Below are 19,559 nucleotides of genomic sequence, written 5' to 3' on the forward strand. Positions count from 1 at the left end.
GCAGGCGTTCGCGAGAATAAACAAACAGTGCAAGGCGCTAATTCGACTCAAAACTGTTAAGCGTTGCAAACAAAAAAAACCAAGTTTTACAAAGTTTTAGCGCAACAGCGCCTACACTTGATCTGTCTGTTTTTTAAAAGTGCTTTGGTTGTTATGGATTTGAAAGTGATTGGTTTGATGCGCCCGATGGTTGCACAGATGTTGGTTATTGCCTGTTGTGGAATCGCAGGGTGTGGTGGCGGTAGCAACGGCTTAACGGACCCAGGCACTGGCGGTCCGGCATTGCCCACTGCCGAGCCCAGTATTTCACCAACACCTACGACCACGCCTTCGATCACACCAACACCAGAGACTTCGCCGTCGCCAACGCCAACTCCCGGCGCAAGTATCACTCCCACCCCAACTCCCACAACCGTGGCGAGCCCAGTACCTTCGCCCAGTCCGACACCTTCGCCCAGTCCGACACCTTCACCCAGCCCAACGCCTTCACCCAGCCCAACGCCTTCACCCAGCCCAACGCCTTCGCCAAGCCCTAGTCCGTCTCCTAGTCCGTCTCCTGCCCCAAGCCCCGAACCCTGCGAGCCGGACTCACAGGCGTTTACCCAGTACTGCTGGACTGACTTCGTCGGCATCGTGGACGATAGTGATCCTCCAGGCTGGGCGGGCTGGCAACGAAGCTGGCTTACCAGCATGACCGGTTATTCGTTAATTGCAGAACCCGAGCGCGCCGACGCGCTAGAGCAAAAGCTCAGTGAGCGCTTACCACAAGGCGAGCTGTTAATCCCGATTACCGGCTATTCGCGCAATACTGAGCGGATGGCAGAGTTTTTAAACCTCATCTACAGCGGTAATCAGCAGGCATGGTATGACGCTATTGCGCTGCAAGTGGCCACCGTCGCCTCACACCCTGGCAGCGCCGACACAGTGGCTTATCAACTGGGCAATGAAATTACGGTCGAAACCGTCAGTCAGGCGGTACGCGCCTGGGCAGCCGACAACAACATCGCTGTACCGGGAAGTGCGCGAGCTTATGATTCAGAAACGATTCCCTACTATGTCGAATTTTACCTGGCACCTGCGGTACAGGCAGCGCGGGCAGCTGCGCTAACCAGCTATGGGAACGCCGATGCGGCACGCATTGTATTAGGTTCACTCGGTGACGGTGGTACTGCAGAGGCGCGCTTATGGCTGGATGAATTATTAAATTACCAAATTGTTGGGACCTATGCCGGCGCTCTGAGCGGCCAGAAAGTATATGAGATTGTCGACACGGTATCGGTACACTATATCGGCAACACCAGTAATATTGAGCCGATCTGGAATGACTGGGTGGGGCAAGGTCGCATCGACAGTTTGTGGACCACAGAGGAAATTGGCTCCCGCTCCGCCACCACCGGCGAAGGTGCAGGGCGCGCTATACGTACCCTCGCGGACCAGCTGCACTGGCTTTACAGCAAAGATCTAACACCAGCAGACGGGCGAGTGGCATTTTACGATTGGGATGTTAACGGGCCGAACGACGCCACCAGCGCCGCCACATCAGTTGCCGCACTCTACAATTTTTTCGGCGATACGCCATTTAGCACAGAAGAAACTGAGGTAGCGCTAGGTGATGAGCAACTGATATTCACACGTGTGCGGCTCACCTCAACGCTCGACCCCGATAAACGTGCCCGCGCGTATTGGACCGAGGAAGTGAATGCTCCTCACAGTATTTCGCAGATAGCGCTTTCCTTTGCCGGCTGGAACGGTTCAGTCGATATTGAGCTGACCCACTTTTCTCCCTCCGGGCCCCGCAGTGAACAGCACCAGCTCAGTATCAGCAACGGCAGTGCGCAACTCGTTCTGAATCAGCCGGTTGTTATTAATGGGCGCGGCCACGCAATTTTAATCACCGCTCACAAAACGCAATAATCTCTGGTATAGCGATTGCACCTGCAGTACAAAATTTTTTAGACTCCGCAGTCTTCATGTGCCGGTGTTAACTCCGGCGCTATCATTTTGTTACAGGACGTAAAATGCTCTACTCCATGTTTGCGGCGACCGCAGAAAATTACGGCCAACAAACGGCCGTTATATCGCCCACCGAAACACTTAGCTTCCAGCAAATTCAGCAGCGTGTTTTGACCCTCGCTGCAGCACTTTATTCAAACGATCTGCACACCGGTGACCGAGTGGTTTTATTACTACCTAACGGTCCGGATTTTATTGCAGCGACCTTCGCCATCGCATACTGTGGTGGGGTTGTAGTGCCATTAAACACCGCCTACAAAAGTGAAGAGTTGTGCAATTATTTAGCCGACGCCCAACCGCGCATTGTGATCTGTGACGACGCTTCTGGCGAAAGCGCGCGCGCAGTTATCGACCAATTGACGCTTTCGTGCACCGTTTTAAACACAAGTCAACCTTCAGAAATCTGTTCTGCCCCAGCGGCTGAGGTTGAACCATCTGCCTCGGCGCTCTATCAATATTCCACCGGCTCTACGGGCAAACCCAAACGGGTAATGCGTAGCTTTTCCGATTTGGTGAACGAGGCCACTAATTTCAAAATAAGCGCACAGACCACCGCGGAAGACCGCATCCTGGCGGTTGCACCATTTTTCCATGCCCATGGATTTGGCAACTGTGTTTTGGCCAGCGCTGCCAGCGGCGCAACCCTGGTCACCCTGCCAAACTTTAAAAGCCGTAAAAAAGTCATGACCACATTGCGCGAGCAGCGGATAACCATTTTCCCTGGTGTACCGTTTATGTTTAGCATTCTGGCCGACGCACCCTCGCTCGATAAAGAACCACTGTCGGATTTACGCCTGGCGTTTTCCGCCGGAGCGGCGCTCGATGAAAATACTTTTCAGAAATTTCTGGCGAAATACGATGTACCGATCCGCCAACTGTACGGTTCCACAGAAACTGGGGCAATGAGTTTAAACACCGGCTCTACCACAGGGGATAAATGGCGCTCGGTTGGTAAAGCCCTTGCGAACGTGCACATAACTATTCGCGACGAGAGCGGCGCTTTACTTCCTGCCAATGTCGCGGGTGAGATCGTTATCCACTCGAACGCCATGACTCGCGGCTATGCGAATCTTGCCGAAGCAACGCGCGAATCCTTTCGCGACAATCTGTTCTACACAGGAGATCTCGGTTTTCTTGACGCCGATGGCTACCTCACGATTACCGGGCGTAAAAAGTTTTTTATCAACGCCGCAGGCAACAAAGTAGACCCCGGTGAAATAGAGCAATTAATTGCCGCCCACCCGAACGTGGATGAAGTTGTGGTGGTCGGCGTTAAAAGCGAGTATGGACTCGAAGTCATTAAAGCCGCTGTGGTAGCAAAAGGCCCGATCACAGAACAAGACATTCGCGACTGCTGTATTGGTAAAGTCGCTGACTTTAAAGTGCCGCGCATTATAGAATTTCGCGAAGAAATACCCAAAAGCCCGCTGGGCAAAGTCCTGCGTAAATATCTGGTCGAATAAATACTTAACGATAAAACACAGATTTAGCAATCAATTAACAATTGGATAAAAGCGATGAGTGAAGTTTCCGTCGAACAGCGTCTTAAAGAGCTCCTGTTAAAATTATTAGAAGGTTCTGTGAACAGCGACCAGCTCGCCTACGACACCCCCTTAATTAACGGCGGTTTGAGCATTGATTCCATGGTGCAACTGCGCCTGCTTAATAGTATGGAAGAAGAGTTTGATATTGAAGTGGATGACGACGACGTGGAAGAGTCCGTTTTCCAAAATCTGACAACGCTGGCGAACTACGTACGCAGCAAACTATAGGATGCCTTACGGATGAAGGCGCAACTTATTCGCACCTTTTATCGCTCACTGGGGCCGGTGCCCTACCCGGTTGCAGCACGCGCATTGGAGCATTTTTTTGCCAACCCGTTACTGCAAAAAACGTTATATAAAAAATCATTGCGCCCTTTACAACGATTTCTTGGTGCTCCCCCAGACCGCCATCAGGCGATCCAGTATCTACTCGCCAACCACGCCAACGACTGGCGACTGAGTGCGCTGGCCAAACTGGAAAATGCCGATTTTGAACGTGTTGTTACCATTGAAGGTTTACACCACCTGCAAGGAGAGACCGATAGCGAGTCTGGCGCTGGCGTTATTCTCGCAAACACTCACCACGGTGCCAGCCGCTGCGTACCTATATCGCTTGCCCGTAGCGGCATTCAGCTCACTTCTTTGGAGTCGCACGACGTGCTTGCAAAAATCGGCGCGGCTAACCGGCAAAATCTCAACGTGGTCGAGGTCGGCAAAGGCGAAGGATTCGTGCTAAAGCAGGTGCGAAAAGTTCAAAAGCTACTTAAAGGCGGCGGAATTTTGCATATTGTGCCCGACGGTTTACAAGGCAGCAGCGGTACACCGCTGCCGTTTCTTGGCCGCGAACGCTCATTCGCCACCAGCTTCGCTGAACTGGCCGTTGATACCGGCGCACGTGTTGTTCCGGTCTCTAGTGCGCTGGACAGTCAGGGGCGGGTGACAATTGAATTGCATCCGCCTTTGCCAGCGCCTGATAAGGACGCCCTGCGTTCAGCGAAAATTAACGGCCTGTTACACGCTTATGTAGATTTTCTCCAACAGCGCTGGCGCACGACACCAGAGAACATCCGCCAACATCATCTCCACTTTTATCAGAAACTTCCCATAATATAAAAAAACCCGGCATTCGCCGGGTTTTTTGCAACACTCAACGAACGCCAGTTAGGGTGTAAATGTGAGCGACCAGTCGTCAATAAAGCCTGTGTCGAAACCAACCAGATCCTGTACTTTAAGGAACCAACGGCCTTCGGCAGCAACGCCAGGCAGAGGTACGTCATAACGGGCAATAATATCGTCGGCGCTGCCACCGGTGTTCTCGTGCAACACGATTTCCTCGCCGGAGGGCGCGATTAACGTCACTACCAAGTCGGCAATATAGGTGTGTCGCAAACGAACACCAACAATAAGACTCGAGGCATCACCAGTGTACGTTGACATAACCGAGCTTATTACACCTGTAGGGTCTGCATCGGGAATACTAATATCACGAGGATTTTTAAAGAAGCTCGGAGCATCCTCAGCAAGTGTATAATCCGCTGCCAGCGTCACCCCGGAAAAAGCTTCGGTAGCAACTACAGCGACATACCAGATCGCGCGCGGGGTATCACTGAATTCACAATATTCAGCATTAGACCCAGGCGTGGTAGACGCGCAGTCATAGAACTCTGCTTTAGGCAAGCGACGACGCGCAACAACCATATCGGCATCACCCGTACCACCGCTCAGGGTAAAGCTCAGCGGATCCGCACCAGCAGGAACTCGCATACTAAAGTACAGAGTTTCACCAGCAGCCGCGCTCAGATCAGTAATAGGTGTTCCCGCTCTGATCGGCGTAATAACCGCAGGAGCAGGTGGTGCTTCACAACCGTTTGCCGTGAGGTAATCTACCGCTGGGCCAACTTGTACCAAACCATAACCGAACTCTGGATCACGACCAGTCGCACCCAAATCCATCGCCGTCGCGGTCAACGCTTCACGAATAGATGCGCCGCCACAGTCGGGAAAATAGCTCCACACCAATGCGGCTGCGCCCACGACGTGAGGCGTGGCCATGGAAGTGCCATCGTAGAAGGCGTAGTCCGTGCCCAATGTGGTGGTCAGCGTAACTGACGCGCCCGCAGCCGCTGCAATTTCAAGACCCAGCGCGCGGTCAACCGTTACTGTCGGCACACTGACCTCACTATCCGCATCAACGAGAAACGGATTTTGCAGGCCTGGAAGCTCGCTATTGGAATAGACAATTGCCGATTCAGCGCCCGCGCCAGTACAGGCGAGCACTGCATCGATATCCGGGTACACACCGGAAGATTCGTTGCCAATACGTTCCACCACACAGATTTTGCCGGTCATATCGCCACAAACATAGCTACCTGACGAGCTATCACATGCAGCCAATTCACCGGATACCGTGCCACCCAGCATTTCATTGACATAGCCCAGACCGGGAATGTAAATAAAGCGGTTATGTGGCACAACGCGATCAGCAGGTACTACCAGTGCTGTCGAGGTAATCGCACTTTCTACTCCGTCACCCACACCCACGGTCGACAACACCGATACGCCAGGTGCAGCCAGTTCAACTTGACTGTTGTATTGGGAGAAATAGGCTTTGTCGAGATTATCGTCCACCGCTGCAACAGACAAAACACTGTCGTAAGACGCGGGGTAGGATAAACCACTGTTGCCATCATTCCCGGCGGCAGCTACCAACAACACACCGCGCTCGGCAATATCACGCATCGCACGCTCCTCGGTAGATGTCGGCAGCGCGCCGCCCAAACTCATATTCACAACGTTCGCATTGTTGGCTTCGCACGTTTGGATCGCACTCACCAGCGTTGAGGAATAGCCCCAACCGGATGCGTTGAAAACTTTAACAATGTGCAGATTAACTTCCGTATTCGGCAAAATACCCACGACACCTTCACTGTTATTCACTGCGGCAATAGTACCCGCAACGTGAGAACCGTGAGAGCCACCTGGGGTAGACCATTCACCGGTACCCGGATCGTTAGTACCCGTGTGATTATTCGCCGCCAGGTCCGGCGTAGTAATGTCGTAACCGGAGTCGATAATACATACGGTAATATCACCAGCACTGGCATCGCTGATCATATCAGCACCAACGGCACCAATACCCCACGGGGTAGACTGTGAAAGCAAGCGACGCGGTTGGTCCAACTCAACATATTCAATATCCGGGTTACTGCGTAACTTGGCCAGGCCAGCATCAGAAACGGCAACCGAAACTGCATTAAATCTATCTAAACGGGTTTTTATTTGGGCGCCGTTTGCCTGCATCAGGTTCTCCTGAGCCAGCGCGCGCGCAGCGACGGAAAGAGTGCTTGCTGAATCCTTAAACTTGACGATGTAGCGCGTTTCCAATGGCGATACTGTAGCGGCAGGCGAAAATGTTTCAGCGCTTTTCGTGGCTGCAAAGGTGGGGACGGCAAATAACAGTGAGGAAAAAAGTAATCCAATAGGTCGGCAGCGTTTAGCAAAATTCACTTCGACTTACTCCTTGTTTGAGGATGGTTCCAATTAAATTGTTTGCCCAAATAAAATCAGGCCGACCCAATATACGTGAATTTTTCAGTGGGTACATGGCAAAAACACGCTAGATGCAGTGCAGGAATTCACAAGGTGCGTGACCAAAACTTTTTTCTGTCGCCTAAATAATTTTGCTGCTCAGATCGAAAGTGGTGACCGGTTATTTCTTATGGCGACAACCGGCCTGAAAATTTTTGTCGTTCGCTCGAGGAGGAAAATGGCCTCCTCTTCTGGCCCGCATGTTGCTCAATTATTTTCCCAGCAGGGTACACACCAGTGTTTGCATAGCATCGGCAAAATCAGTAACCTGCGCCAACGAGCGCTCAACACGGTTTAGCATAACTGAACGCGCACAAAGACAAGCTCAGAACAGAACCAAACGGTTTACGTTGCTTAAGTCAGGAGATGGTCGCATGTTGCACCTTTACTATGATCGCCACGAAGAAACGCCTTTTTTTGGCGCATTCCGTAGTCAGGGCTATTTATCTGAGGCTACCATTCCTGGATTTAACGCTGAACAACTTGCCATGGCTAACTTGCCGCCACTACTACGCACGTTGCTGATTACCGATGGCACAGTGACAAAATCACTGGAAGCGTTTTTTTGGGAGCCAGTGACTGTAGATACGATTTTATTGGAAACGGTCACCGCGGCGCGTCAAGTGAACTGGCTAGAAGTAACCCCAGGTGAAGAAGTGTTGTTGCGGGAAGTGCAGTTGCGCGGCACCCAGTCGCAACGGATTTATGCAACGGCGTTTTCTGTAGTACGACTATCCGTGTTGGCTCCGGAAATTCGCGAGGCGCTCACCAGTGGCAAAGTCGGGATTGGTGTTCTTATTCGCGATAGCGGGCTTGAGAGTTATCGTGAAATTCTTGACATTAAAGCAGACAACCGAGAGTTTTTGTTAACGGCGGAAAAGCCAGACGCCCCACAAGCAGCAGACATTGTATCCCGTACTTATCGCATTATCGCAAACCATCAGCCTGCAATTTTAATTACTGAAAATTTTCCAATCACCCATTACACGCGTTAGCGGCTGTTTTCTTAACCGCTTCGCACAAGCGACTTAATAATGGCTTGCGCCATACAAGCTTTCGGAATCGTCGTTTAGCAAATTCCATAAATTAATAGCACCCTCTTAAGGACTCCTGCTCCGGCTCTAAACACTCAAATTCCAGCCGCCTTCGCTGGCTGTAGCAATCTGCGTATAATTCACGCCTAACGGTAAGTCACACTCCTCCCTTGTTAAGTTTCCGGAGAATTCCAACAATGAATTATATTGACGTGCTCGGTTATGTGGCCGCGTGTTTCACCACTGGCTCGTTCCTACCACAAGTACTGAAGGTATTAAAAACCCGCAATACCGAATCTTTATCGCTAGGAATGTACGCAATCTTCACAGCAGGCGTACTATTGTGGCTAATATACGGCATTTTACGAAAGGACTCGGCGATTGTAGTTGCAAACCTGGTGACCTTTACCCTGGCGGCAACTGTTCTTGGCTTGAAGATTAAGCACGATCTCAAGTCTTATTAACCTGGCAAAGAAAGTTGCGAAGTGAGCAGGCAATGCTTGGAATATCCTAAAAGCGAATTATTTTCGCCAATGTCCCAGGGGCGTGCGATTAAGTAAATAGAGTCAGCTATTTATAGGAACCTCTGAATAATTGCCGGGTTCATCGCTCTGTATCGCTGCAATTCTGTCCGAAAGATACGAAATTGCTACTTGCCATTGTTCATCACTCATTGCCAGCGCAGCGTCGCCAATCGTAATTTCAAAGCAGCTGTGGCTTTCGCCACTTCTGGGCAAAGGTAAAATGGCAACACCGGACGCCTGCATGCAGGCTATAACCTGCGGCATTAGCAGCTCCGCAGGCAAATTAACCACAAGATGAAACAAGTTGCATGGCGGCTGTTCCGGAATAATCTGGAACACCGGGTGAGCCGCAAAACAGCGCGCTAATTTTTCGGTTTTTGCCACATACTCTGGCATCCGTGGCAGCTGCTTTTCCAGCCCCAATCGGGCCGCAAGAATATCGGGATACATCGCGTAGAGATTGCCACCACAGCGCCTTAACCAGATGCGCGCCTGTTGAATAAAATCTTCAGGCCCGCACAACATGGCACCGCTAATTCCGTCCAGATCCTTATAGAAGCTGACGTATACCGAATCGAACAGGTTGCCAATTTCCGCCAGCGAGCGCTGGTAATAGGAGGGGCAGGACCATACACGTGCGCCATCCATATGCAGTGCGATGTCGTTTTCTTTGGCCCACTGTGACTGCGCCTGCAACTCGGCCCACGTCGGTAATTGACCACCGATTTCGCGCATGGGTAATTCCAGCAACACCGCGGCAACCGGATCAGTAATTTGCTGTAAATCCGCCAATGAAACCACAGAGGCGAGATCACCAACCAATACAGCCTCCAGCTGGTGCAGTTCAGCGTACGCATGCTGCTCGTGAAGCTCTAAATGGCTGGTGGGGTGGAAAGCGACCCGTGGGTTGCCCTTGTGCTCAGCCCAGATACGCAATGCCATTGGCTGCGCCATAGTACCTGACGGCAAAAACAGCGCAGCCGGCTGACCGACAATCTCTGCGACCTGGGTTTCAAACTCATTGATAATTGCGCCCTTGCCGTAGACATCAGGCTGGTCGAACTTCGACGCCAGAGGTATCAGCTCCTGCAGGCGTTGCGCCATACTCCGCGGCAAATGACGGTTCAAACGGTATCGGCACTGGCGGGACTGATCTTGGAATTCGCGCTTGAATTGTTCGCTAAGCATACGGCCTGGGCTCGAATGAAGTAAAACGACACTATATCACTGGATATACCACTCGACACTCCACTCGCCAGGCGCGCGATCACTTGGTGCACTCAGTCTCGTTAAGCCGTACTACATGTTGAGCCGATAGGAGGTGTCAGGGAATTAGAGGCGGGCTAGTAGTGGGTAAGCACCAGATTTCGCGCCTGAATCACGCCGGCGTCAGACAGTGTCTGCTTAGCCTCATCCAGCGCTTCAAACGCCTGCTGGCGATTGTCGAATTTAAATACCTTACCAATAGGGCAGCGGCCAAGGCGACGGCCAACCGAGCTGCCACCACCCCCACAAATTTCACCGAATGTACCATTGAATGCAGCCGCCGTGGACGACTCCAAATCGTGACAGCGAAACAACGTGGTTGCGACATAGTAGCCGCCTCGCGCATCCATGGTTAGTACCCGGTCCTGGTAGCCGTAACCGCGTATATCATTTACTCGCACACATTCGCGGCCGTTCTGGCCGGTTTGCGCACTGAGAATATCGCTCATCTGCGGCGCTTTATCGTCTGCCATCGCGCTCCCTGTAGCCAAGCACGCGCACACCAGCGCTAATAACAGCGTTCCGTATTTCATTGTCTCTCCCTCAGAATGCTGCGCTCTACATCACTGAGCCAGCAAAATTGACCTAATGGCTAGCAGCGCTACCGATTTGTGCATCTGCCAGTGCCGCGCGCAAGGTTTTCAGCTCTTCTACCAATACGCGGCGATTCATCTTGCCCATCCGCAGCATCAGCTTTTGCGCCTGCGGCAAGGCTTCATATTCGGGCTTTAAAAATTGGTATTGCACGCTGGTGCGTATCAGCTTTGGCTCCTCACGTGGATCCGGCGCATTAATCATGCTGTCCAGAGATGCCAACACCACATTATGAAAATCTGCTGGGCCTTCACCCAGCTCCTGGTAAGCCTGCTGGAGCAGCGGATAGTAACGTTGGTATACGCTGACAAGCGTGTCCTTATCTGTAGTACGTAGCAAATTCACCAGCGGGGTATAACGTTCCGCATTTTTTTCGTTCAGACGGTACACCGGAGTCTCCGTCATCTCGCCTTTCTGACGGGGGTTTTCGATAGTCACGGTGTCCCCGGTGGCCGTTGCCGTAAACGCGGAATCTGGGCCATTCACCGGGCGATACTGCTGCACCACATTACCTTTACTCAGGCTATACACTGCCCGTGCGGTTTTGCGAATCACCTCCTCCGGCGTGAGATACACCACTAAATCACCTAACCCTCTGTCCTCCAGGTTCTTAGCCAGCGGCTGGTCGCTGGTATTAAGCTGAGGCAACGGCTCAGGCGTAGGTGCAGGCTCGGCGCTTACACTCGGTAGTACCGTCGGCGCGAGTGTCGGTTGCGGCACAGGAGTTGGTTCGGGCGATGGCTGACTCAATGCAGGCTGTGATACAGGCTCCGGCTCCAGGACCCGGTCGTCCGACTGGAAGAAAAAGAGATAGATAAGAGCAAACGCAGCGATGACACCCAGTACGATAGTTGGCACCAGCATCGAGGTTCGCTGGCTATCGCCCTCCGGGCGAGGCTCTTGATGGTCGGACATAACAACTCCAGACGACTCCAAATTGACGGTTATACGCTGCTGGTTGCCATTAGAGTGGCGCGCAATGCCAAGTAGGTAAGAGCAAGCCAGCGGGCTATCTATTGGATACCTTGGCCAAGGCTAAGTTCCTGGGATACATGCAGGTGAAATTTTGTACGCATGTCGCCTTAAACTTGTTTTGAGTCCATCCAGGGCCAACTATTGGTTCACTTTGGCGTCGGGCTCTCTATAATTCCCTGTAACCACTCAGAAACGCCTTTATTGTAGGAAACTCAGCTCATGCAAGGTAAACAAACCGTTATCGACGCTCTCAATCAGCTTTTGGCCTTCGAACTCACCGCCATGGACCAGTATTTTATCCATTCGGAAATGTACGCAGATTGGGGCTTAAGCAAACTGCAAGAGCGCATCGGCCATGAGTTTGAGGACGAAAAAGGACACGCACAGAAACTGATTGCCCGCATGCTGATGCTGGAAGGTCGACCAGACATGGTCACTCGTGCACCAATCAATATCGGTCAGGATGTTCCGGCGATGCTGCAAAGCGACCTGAATGTAGAAGTTGAAGTGGCACAGGCACTGAAAGAAACCATCGAACTGTGCGAGCGCGAACAGGACTACGTTACCCGTACCATGTTAACCGAACTGTTGGACGACACTGAAAATGATCACGCCCACTGGCTCGAACAGCAACTTGGGCTGATCAAAAAAGTCGGCCTGAAAAACTATCTGCAATCACAAATGTAACGCCAGGCGTCGTAGTCAAAAAAAATTTCATAGTCAAAAAAATTCATAGCCACAAAAAAGCCGCAAGTTGTATTGAGTCCCAAAGAGCACAGCAATAAACTTGCGGCAACACACCAGTTAATTCAACAGCTTAAAATTCACCGGGTGTATCGAGGAAAAACACCTCAGCCCCGCTAGAAACCCAGCTTCGCAGTGAACTGCAGACGCGTCATACTGCCGTCCACTTCACTTTCCAGTTCACGATTAGCGACGGCAACTTCGCCACCAAATGACAGCGCCGGTACCGGGCTATAAAACAGGTTCACGCGCACACTGCTGGTGGAGCTGGTAACCCCCATACCGGTGAGATCGGTATCGTTGTCGATCTCAATCGCAGAATAAGTAAAGTTGGAGCGCCATTTGGCATTCCACATATGCCGGTAAGCAATATACGCGGCGGTAGAATCAATGGCCTCGAGTTCACCATCTGCATCCAGCACGGCACCATTGGCCACATTCAAGCCAATATAGCGACCCATACCACTACCGGTGTTTACCCCGAAACGCAGATCACTTTTGTTGGGAAACGTGTACTTACCGGTAATACTGAGACCAAACGACGTTGTCGAGCTGTCGATGTTGCCGCCAGAACCCTCGGTGTTATAACTTAATTCACGTGCCAAACCTGCGAAGGCCATGTCTAATCCGCCCGCTTTTAGGTTATAGCGTGCGACAAAATCCGGAAGCATATTGTCGTCTGCGACAATTCGTCCACCACCGCCAAATGGCGTGATTGTCGTCTCTGGATTTTCTACGGCAAATTGAAACCCGCCTGCGGTATAACGAATTTGTGCCTGGCGCACAAAAATACCGAAATCCGTGTTACCAATAAAATCGACAGTTTCTGGCAGCGAACCCACATTTTGGAAGGTCGACCAGGTTTGACCCATTAACCAGTTATCGTATTGTAGAAAGGCATGCCGCAAACGTGGTGTGTACGAATTACTGACTCGCTCGTCGCCATTGGGCGTCGCCATAAAATCGAGTTCAATAAAAGTTTTGAGTTTGTGGCCGTCAAGCTCTGTGAGCGTACCAAGATTAAATCGGGTTTGGCGGGCATGCATATCGAAAACACGATTTTCCGATTCGCCGCCAACTGGCGTGGTGGAGGGTACATAAAAATCCCGTCCGATTGAGCCTGCAGCGGCGGTACCGTCGCTATAGTCCGTTGAGATCGCGTCCAGTTTTATAAAGCCGCCAAGAGTGACGGTTGTCTCATTTATTTTCCCCACCGTAACCGCATGTGACGCACCAGAAAAAATGGTTGTTGCTGCCACGGCAATCGCCAAAGGCTTTCGGAATTTCATCAGCTGACTCCTTTTTTTATAGAAGATCCGGCTGTACCGCTACCGGTTGAAACGCACGAGAAGGGTCGCCCCGCAGGGGCACCACAACAATTAGATATTAGTCGAAGATCTACTAAAGTCTTATCGAATTGAGAAGTCAGGAGAAATGAAGCGGCGCAGAATGGCCAGCCCGGAAAGCAGTGGCATTGGTAGAAATTGTAAACCTGGTGTGAGGAAGGTTTACGCCGAGGGTGCCAATTGCTGTGTTGGGTGGGTTCCGGGCTGGCGCCGCCTGACCTGAAAACAATAGCGTCGCACCAAAACCCCCAAGATTGGTAGATACTATTGCGTCCAGGCAGGTGCTACACTACCGCGCCTAGACGTTTGTCTAATTGTTGTAGGTCAAACCAGGCTGCAGTATTTCTCCTTGCCGGTAATATTTGTTCGAATGCATCCTCGGAAGGCCTGTAAGGAACATAACTCTATCTGCCATGTACAAATCTGCCATGTACAATTTTCATATCGCCGATGACCACCCGTTGTTTCGAAACGCGATTCTCGGCGTCATAAAAAGCAATTATCCCGATTCTGTTGTCAGCCAATCCATCAGCTTGGAAAGCACTATCCAGGAGTTGGAGAAAAATGACGAAACCGATCTATTGCTGCTCGATCTGCACATGCCAGGCTGTAAAGATCTGTTCGGTTTAATTATGGTGCGCGAAAAATTCCCCAGTATTCCGGTCGCTATAATTTCCGCCGTGGAAGAACCCAACACCATCAGCCGCGCCATGGGCCACGGTGCCTGCGGGTACATTCCCAAATCCTGTTCGCCGCAAAAAATCCAAAGTGCCATTCAATCCATGCTGGAAGGCAACCACTGGGTGCCCGACGAATTTACCCATACGCTGACACCGGTAGCCAATGAAGAACGGGATCTCGCGGCGAAAATCGCTACCCTGACACCCCAACAATATCGGGTGTTGTGCTTATTGCGGGAAGGCTGGCTGAACAAGCAGATTGGTTTTGAAATGGGTGTCACAGAGGCCACGGTAAAAGCCCATATCACCGCCATTTTTCGCAAGCTGGGCATCAGTAATCGCACCCAGGCAGTGATTATGATGAAGGATTTTTAAACAGCCTGTTAAGACTAATTAAACTGCGCCTCGAACCAGGGGGTATCACCGTGCACGAGCAAGTTCGCGAGCTTGCATAAATCCAGCGAATGGTAGTACTTCTTTTGACCCTGGACAGTTTTTGTGATGCGCCAGCATTCGGCCATGGGTGTTTCGTAAAATGCGCTGGCAAGCACTTCTTTAACCAGCATCGGTGAACTGTCTTTAGTCCACTCGATATTGTCGATACTGATCATTTCATCGATCGCGAAGCCAAAATAACCACTGTTACAACGCACTAAAAGTATCACCTCGCTGGCCAATCCATTCGCATGTGTTTTCGATAGGTCATCATCTTCACTTTCCTGTAAAAGTGCGCCGAGATATAAAATTGGAACCGACTCATTCCGAAATAGCATAATCGCTCGCAGGTGCGTGGCGTCCAAAAACATCACATCGCAATCTTTCAAATACAAGATTTCCGCAATGGAGCTGAGCACGGCTAACACCTCCCGCCGCGCCCTGAATCGCAACGACTGGTGTTCCCTTGAATAGGTGTAATCGAGTGTGAGATCCCGCTGCTCGACCGCAGCTTCCGCACCAGTAACTTTATGGGTTGATTTGGCAATACTGTGAATTTTCTCGCTGGCACAGAGTTCCATAACGTCCAGATAGAAAAAGTATTCGCGAATACCGTGAATATCCTGGTTCTCAACCCCTTGAATCGCCTTGATCGGTAATAGGGAGTGAAAATACTCCACTTGCAGCCCGGCAATATTAATCGGCACAGAACGCTCGCCCGGCGAGCAATACACCACATCAAAAATATCTGACACCAGAAGCCCGACCATACCATTGCCAATTTTTAGCACAACCAGCTGCCGGCACTGTGCAACATCCGCACGTAAATTAATCAGTTTCGCGGTATTAATACAGGGTACGGCCAGGCCGTCGAGAATGACTTCGCCAATCAGAATATCAGACCGGTAGGACACATCCTGAATAATGGGTTTATCCAGTAATGTCACTACAGGCTCCGTACCCATAGCGCAGGGAATACTGCCTATTTGAAAAAGCAATGCGTGCTGCGCATCCAGGTTGGAAAGCAAATTAAGGCCGGATTCGATTTTGCGCTTAGACGAGCGCACACTGGTAATTCCGTCTACGGCGAGGAGCCGCTCCACATCGAGCAGGCAAATAAATTGACTGGACAAATCGGTACTGGCTGAATTTGCATTTAAACTCACACTATTAAAATGCACACCGCGCCGGATAACTTGCTTGGGCACAGAGCTGTGGTGCATCTCTGCAATATCTTTGGCATCGACGGTAATCACGCCCTCTGGATTTTTACACACGATGCCGACGGTTTTATCGCCAACATCCACGATGGCCGCGCAGTAAAGCGCGCTCTCTTCTTCCGCACTAACACCCCCTAACATTGGGGCCAGATCAACCAGAGGAATATTTTCACCGCGCAAATGAATGCCACCCACCACCCACTCAGAGTGCCCGGGCAAATTAAACTCGTTCTCTCGCTCCACCACTTCGCGCAACAAACGCAACTCAATACCCAAGTGGTAACGGCCAAGAGATACCACGCCGAAGGTTTGCTTGCTCATGTTTGGGACCGCTTACTTACCAATGGTATCGCGCAACTCGAATATCAGATCGTTTACCAGCTTTGTCACCTTCTCCTGGCGCTGCGTGCACTCTGCGATCTGGTCCACGTAGCTCTGGGTTTGCGCAACAGTTTCAATAATCCCTTCGAATGATTTAGCCGCGGTTTTGCTGACTTCAGCACCCTGGGCCACCTGTTGCGACGAGTTGTCTATCAGCGAACGAATCTCCTGTGCTGCTGACGAACTGCGCTCGGCAAGCTTGCGTACCTCTGCGGCAACCACCGAAAAGCCAACGCCATTTTCGCCGGCCCTTGCCGCTTCAATTGCCGCGTTAAACGCTAACAGGTTTGTTTGCGATGCAATACCGGAAATTGTTGAAACAATTTCGCCCACTTTATCAGAACTGCTTTGGATTCCGCGTATCGCGCGAATGGATTCTTCCAGTGCCGCCATGCCCGCCGTTGCAGCCATACTGGAATTACCCGCCGATTCTCGGGCATCCAGCGAGTTGGAGGAAATTTGCTTGATCAGCTCAATAAGCTCACCAACTGTTTCACTCAACTGCAGCGATTTTTGGGTGAGTTCTTTTTCCAGCAGGACTTCTTTAGTAACGTCGTACGCGTATTTAATAACTCCTGAGGGCTCTCCGTTCACGTTATAGATTGGGTTATAGGTGGCCTGAATCCAGACGTCGCGATCGTACTTTCCCACCCGATGAAAGCGTCCGGACGCCATTTCACCTTCGCTTAAATTTACCCAAAACGTTCGATACTCATCACTGCGAATATATTCTGGCGAACAGAAGATGGAGTGGTGCTGCCCCTTGACTTCGCGCAGGGTGTAGCCCATGGCGGCCAGAAAATTACGGTTGGCATCCAGCACATTACCTTCCAGATCGAACTCAATGACTGCCAGCCCCACATCAATCGCATTCAATCTTGCAGCCAATTCGACGCTGCGAATTTTTTCCGCGGTTATATCCGACGCAAATTTAACAATCTTGACCAACTTACCATCCACATCGAATACAGGGTTGTAGGTCGCCCGTATCCAGACATCGCGCCCTTTTTTACCGACCCTGCGATATTCTCCTGAATCGAAGTCACCGCGTCCAAGTTTGTCCCAAAATGCCTGGTATTCGCTGCTTACCGCAATATTATCCGGTACAAACATACGGTGATGCTTCCCGCGAATCTCTTCGAATTTGTAACCGACCAGCGCCAAAAAATTATCGTTAGCAGAGATTACATAACCATCCACGTTAAATTCCGCGATGGACTGCGATCGGCTTATGGCGAGCAGCTTGCTTTGGGAGTCCAGACTTTGAGACTTATCCTTGGTAATATCATTCGCGATAAAATAAATGGCAAATAAATTATTGTCCTGATTTAACATGGGCGAAATAGTGCCCACTAGCCATTTCGACTCCTGCCTGTCGTTAACATATTTAAACTCGCCTACCACTTCTTCGCCAGCACGAATACTGGCCATTACATCGATATTGTTCAATTCGCCAAGCATTGTCATTTCCGCAACCATTTTGTGCAGATCCGGAATATTACTCGCCTCCTCCACGCCAAATGTCTGTTTAGCCGAATCGCTGCAACTGGTTATTTTCCCTCTTGCGTCAAACCGCAGAATAATATTTGTTGCGGATACGCTGCGCAGAATCCGGTCGTTCTCTATTGTTTGTAATTTTTTATCGGTGATATCGACGCTGTACTCAATAACTTTTATCGTGGTTCCCAGCGGGCCGATCACCGGGCTGAAATTACTCTGCAACCAGAGGCGATTACCTTTCTTGGTGATCACACTGAATTCACCATGAACAGTGCCGCCGTTGTTTAATGTTTGCCAGTTGTTTTGATAAAGTGCAGAGTTACTGGTCTCGCGGCTGACGAATAATTTATGGGTTTTGTCCTCGAGTTGTTCCAGGCTGTAGCCCATAAGATTCAGAAAATTTTCGTTTGCTGAAAGAATCGCACCGTTCACATCGTATTCTGCGTAGAGAAAACTGCGATCCGTTGCTTTAAGCCGCGCATCCTTGTCGATAGCAGTGAGTTTTTCGAGTGTAATATCATTGGCCGTTTTTATAATTTTGGTAACTTCACCGTCATAGTTTAATATGGGCGTATAGTTCGCATGCATCCACACGCACTCCCCATTTTTTTTAATCCTGCAGAACTCCCCGTGACGGGCGCGTCCCGCTCTTAAATCCTCCCAAAAAAAACGGTACTCATCGGTTTTATCAAAGCCCGGCTCGCAAAAAAGGGAGTGATTTTCCCCAATAATTTCATTTTTTTTGTAGCCAAAGGTTTCTAAAAAGCGACTATTCGCATCCAGTATTCGCCGATCTATATCAAACTCAATAACCGCTTGGGTACGGGAAATCGCTTTGACTTTCGCTTCCTGATCCATAAACGACGTTTGTACATCGGTAATATCCAGACCACTGAAACTCAACTTTGCGATATCACCGAAACGGTTTTTCACCGGATGCAGCTGGCCGCGAACCCATAGGTATTCACCTTTTTGGCTGGTGAGTACCATATCCTGCACCCCGGCTTTGCCGGTAATGGCTTCATCCAGGGCGCGTTTACAGGATGCGTCCAGATTCATATTTGCGCCACCAAACGCCTCTTTGATGGAGTAATCGCCAGATTTTACCCGATCATTCGCCAACCCCAGGCGCGCGACTAATGGCAAACTCGCCGCCAGCAATATTCCATCCTGACTGGCTTCAAAAGCATACAGCTCCGCCTGGCTGGCCGAGGCTTCCGCGCGCCGCATTTCCTCGCTAACAACACTGCTGAAATCCATGGTGTATTCGCGCACACCTTCAATTTCGTCCTTGCTTTTAAACACAGGGCAGAAGAAAGCGCCCACTTCCAGATCCCACCCATGGGAAGAGGAGCGACGCAGGCGCAAATCCATGCTCTGCCCCATTTTCATCAATTCCAGCAATTGGGCATATCGTATTTCTTCTTCAGAGTCAGTGGGAAACAACTCGTCGAAACTCAATTTGTCCATGTCTTCGCGGCTGTATTCGTACATCGCCAGAAAACGATCATTGGCGTCGACGAGCTTCCCGGAGGCGTCGTATTGCGCGGTGCTGACAAGGTTTTTAGTCGAGGCGATATATTGGCGCAGTTCTTCCATCTGCTGACGCAACTCATCGCTTAATTCACAGTCGCTGCCTAACTGGCGAACGATGTCTTCCAACTTATGCATAAATAACTAACCTTGACTCACGGCAACAAGCGTTGCTCTGTACG

16 protein-coding genes are annotated in these 19,559 nt (G+C 50.7%); 8 read left to right on the forward strand and 8 right to left on the reverse strand.

All coding sequences use genetic code 11. The annotated features are described in order from the left end of the window. Positions 1-86: 86 nt before the first annotated feature. Positions 87-632, reverse strand: a complete 546-nt coding sequence (locus TERTU_RS20035; protein ID WP_015817044.1) for a hypothetical protein — start codon at positions 630-632, stop codon at positions 87-89. 1 nt (position 633) lies between these two features. Here TERTU_RS20035 and TERTU_RS20040 point away from each other — a divergent pair, with 1 nt between their 5' ends. The 4 genes from TERTU_RS20040 (at position 634) to TERTU_RS20055 (ending at position 4,670) form a co-directional block, all read left to right on the forward strand. Further along, complete coding sequence (locus TERTU_RS20040; RefSeq protein ID WP_041590365.1) at positions 634-1,914, forward strand: hypothetical protein; 1,281 nt, start codon at positions 634-636, stop codon at positions 1,912-1,914. A gap of 104 nt (positions 1,915-2,018) precedes the next feature. Beyond that, the gene (locus TERTU_RS20045) at positions 2,019-3,476 is read left to right on the forward strand and encodes a class I adenylate-forming enzyme family protein (protein WP_015820651.1); all 1,458 of its coding nucleotides are present in this window, start codon (positions 2,019-2,021) and stop codon (positions 3,474-3,476) included. 54 nt (positions 3,477-3,530) lie between these two features. Continuing rightward, complete coding sequence (locus TERTU_RS20050) at positions 3,531-3,785, forward strand: phosphopantetheine-binding protein (protein ID WP_015818226.1); 255 nt, start codon at positions 3,531-3,533, stop codon at positions 3,783-3,785. Positions 3,786-3,797: 12 nt separating this feature from the next. Next, positions 3,798-4,670: a lysophospholipid acyltransferase family protein gene (locus tag TERTU_RS20055; protein ID WP_015819437.1), complete on the forward strand. Its 873-nt coding sequence runs from the start codon at positions 3,798-3,800 to the stop codon at positions 4,668-4,670. A gap of 48 nt (positions 4,671-4,718) precedes the next feature. Here TERTU_RS20055 and TERTU_RS20060 read toward each other — a convergent pair whose 3' ends face one another. Further along, a complete protein-coding gene (locus TERTU_RS20060; RefSeq protein WP_015817006.1) occupies positions 4,719-7,064 on the reverse strand; it encodes a S8 family serine peptidase in 2,346 nt (781 codons plus the stop codon). A gap of 455 nt (positions 7,065-7,519) precedes the next feature. On the opposite strand from TERTU_RS20060, the gene TERTU_RS20065 reads away from it, so the two are divergent. Continuing rightward, entirely contained in the window at positions 7,520-8,140 is a 621-nt protein-coding gene (locus TERTU_RS20065) for a chorismate--pyruvate lyase family protein (RefSeq protein ID WP_015820664.1), read from the forward strand. 236 nt (positions 8,141-8,376) lie between these two features. After that, positions 8,377-8,643, forward strand: coding sequence for a SemiSWEET family sugar transporter (locus TERTU_RS20070; RefSeq protein WP_015817057.1), 267 nt, complete (start codon positions 8,377-8,379; stop codon positions 8,641-8,643). Between the two features lie 102 nt (positions 8,644-8,745). On the opposite strand, the gene TERTU_RS20075 is transcribed toward TERTU_RS20070, so the two are convergent. The 3 genes from TERTU_RS20075 to TERTU_RS20085 all read right to left on the reverse strand — a co-directional run bounded on the left by TERTU_RS20075 (position 8,746) and on the right by TERTU_RS20085 (position 11,478). After that, positions 8,746-9,891, reverse strand: a complete 1,146-nt coding sequence (locus TERTU_RS20075) for a threonine aldolase family protein (RefSeq protein WP_041590366.1) — start codon at positions 9,889-9,891, stop codon at positions 8,746-8,748. 155 nt (positions 9,892-10,046) lie between these two features. Then, the gene (locus tag TERTU_RS20080; RefSeq protein ID WP_015819319.1) at positions 10,047-10,502 is read right to left on the reverse strand and encodes a hypothetical protein; all 456 of its coding nucleotides are present in this window, start codon (positions 10,500-10,502) and stop codon (positions 10,047-10,049) included. Between the two features lie 52 nt (positions 10,503-10,554). Then, the gene (locus tag TERTU_RS20085; RefSeq protein ID WP_015817669.1) at positions 10,555-11,478 is read right to left on the reverse strand and encodes a DUF3014 domain-containing protein; all 924 of its coding nucleotides are present in this window, start codon (positions 11,476-11,478) and stop codon (positions 10,555-10,557) included. A gap of 279 nt (positions 11,479-11,757) precedes the next feature. Here TERTU_RS20085 and bfr point away from each other — a divergent pair, with 279 nt between their 5' ends. After that, a complete protein-coding gene (bfr, locus tag TERTU_RS20090) occupies positions 11,758-12,225 on the forward strand; it encodes a bacterioferritin (RefSeq protein ID WP_015820240.1) in 468 nt (155 codons plus the stop codon). Between the two features lie 173 nt (positions 12,226-12,398). On the opposite strand, the gene TERTU_RS20095 is transcribed toward bfr, so the two are convergent. Then, the gene (locus TERTU_RS20095) at positions 12,399-13,571 is read right to left on the reverse strand and encodes a DcaP family trimeric outer membrane transporter (RefSeq protein ID WP_015818179.1); all 1,173 of its coding nucleotides are present in this window, start codon (positions 13,569-13,571) and stop codon (positions 12,399-12,401) included. Between the two features lie 485 nt (positions 13,572-14,056). On the opposite strand from TERTU_RS20095, the gene TERTU_RS20100 reads away from it, so the two are divergent. Next, complete coding sequence (locus tag TERTU_RS20100) at positions 14,057-14,683, forward strand: response regulator transcription factor (RefSeq protein WP_015819621.1); 627 nt, start codon at positions 14,057-14,059, stop codon at positions 14,681-14,683. Between the two features lie 14 nt (positions 14,684-14,697). On the opposite strand, the gene TERTU_RS20105 is transcribed toward TERTU_RS20100, so the two are convergent. Together TERTU_RS20105 and TERTU_RS20110 are read right to left on the reverse strand one after the other, a co-directional pair. Further along, complete coding sequence (locus TERTU_RS20105; RefSeq protein ID WP_015817899.1) at positions 14,698-16,284, reverse strand: chemotaxis protein CheW; 1,587 nt, start codon at positions 16,282-16,284, stop codon at positions 14,698-14,700. A 12-nt stretch (positions 16,285-16,296) separates the two neighbouring features. Further along, on the reverse strand, positions 16,297-19,515 hold the full coding sequence (locus tag TERTU_RS20110; RefSeq protein WP_015819334.1) for a PAS domain S-box protein: 3,219 nt from the start codon (positions 19,513-19,515) through the stop codon (positions 16,297-16,299). Positions 19,516-19,559 lie beyond the last annotated feature (44 nt).

Source organism: Teredinibacter turnerae T7901 (assembly GCF_000023025.1).
GTDB lineage: Bacteria > Pseudomonadota > Gammaproteobacteria > Pseudomonadales > Cellvibrionaceae > Teredinibacter > Teredinibacter turnerae_B.

What these genes read in the sequence shown, in the direction of transcription:
- TERTU_RS20035 (WP_015817044.1), bottom strand. Translation starts at nt 632, where the DNA reads ATGCCGACGAAGTCAGTCCAGCAGTACTGGGTAAACGCCTGTGAGTCC.
- TERTU_RS20045 (WP_015820651.1), top strand. Translation starts at nt 2,019, where the DNA reads ATGCTCTACTCCATGTTTGCGGCGACCGCAGAAAATTACGGCCAACAA.
- TERTU_RS20050 (WP_015818226.1), top strand. Translation starts at nt 3,531, where the DNA reads ATGAGTGAAGTTTCCGTCGAACAGCGTCTTAAAGAGCTCCTGTTAAAA.
- TERTU_RS20055 (WP_015819437.1), top strand. Translation starts at nt 3,798, where the DNA reads ATGAAGGCGCAACTTATTCGCACCTTTTATCGCTCACTGGGGCCGGTG.
- TERTU_RS20065 (WP_015820664.1), top strand. Translation starts at nt 7,520, where the DNA reads ATGTTGCACCTTTACTATGATCGCCACGAAGAAACGCCTTTTTTTGGC.
- TERTU_RS20070 (WP_015817057.1), top strand. Translation starts at nt 8,377, where the DNA reads ATGAATTATATTGACGTGCTCGGTTATGTGGCCGCGTGTTTCACCACT.
- TERTU_RS20075 (WP_041590366.1), bottom strand. Translation starts at nt 9,891, where the DNA reads ATGCTTAGCGAACAATTCAAGCGCGAATTCCAAGATCAGTCCCGCCAG.
- TERTU_RS20080 (WP_015819319.1), bottom strand. Translation starts at nt 10,502, where the DNA reads ATGAAATACGGAACGCTGTTATTAGCGCTGGTGTGCGCGTGCTTGGCT.
- TERTU_RS20085 (WP_015817669.1), bottom strand. Translation starts at nt 11,478, where the DNA reads ATGTCCGACCATCAAGAGCCTCGCCCGGAGGGCGATAGCCAGCGAACC.
- bfr (WP_015820240.1), top strand. Translation starts at nt 11,758, where the DNA reads ATGCAAGGTAAACAAACCGTTATCGACGCTCTCAATCAGCTTTTGGCC.
- TERTU_RS20095 (WP_015818179.1), bottom strand. Translation starts at nt 13,571, where the DNA reads ATGAAATTCCGAAAGCCTTTGGCGATTGCCGTGGCAGCAACAACCATT.
- TERTU_RS20100 (WP_015819621.1), top strand. Translation starts at nt 14,057, where the DNA reads ATGTACAATTTTCATATCGCCGATGACCACCCGTTGTTTCGAAACGCG.
- TERTU_RS20105 (WP_015817899.1), bottom strand. Translation starts at nt 16,284, where the DNA reads ATGAGCAAGCAAACCTTCGGCGTGGTATCTCTTGGCCGTTACCACTTG.
- TERTU_RS20110 (WP_015819334.1), bottom strand. Translation starts at nt 19,515, where the DNA reads ATGCATAAGTTGGAAGACATCGTTCGCCAGTTAGGCAGCGACTGTGAA.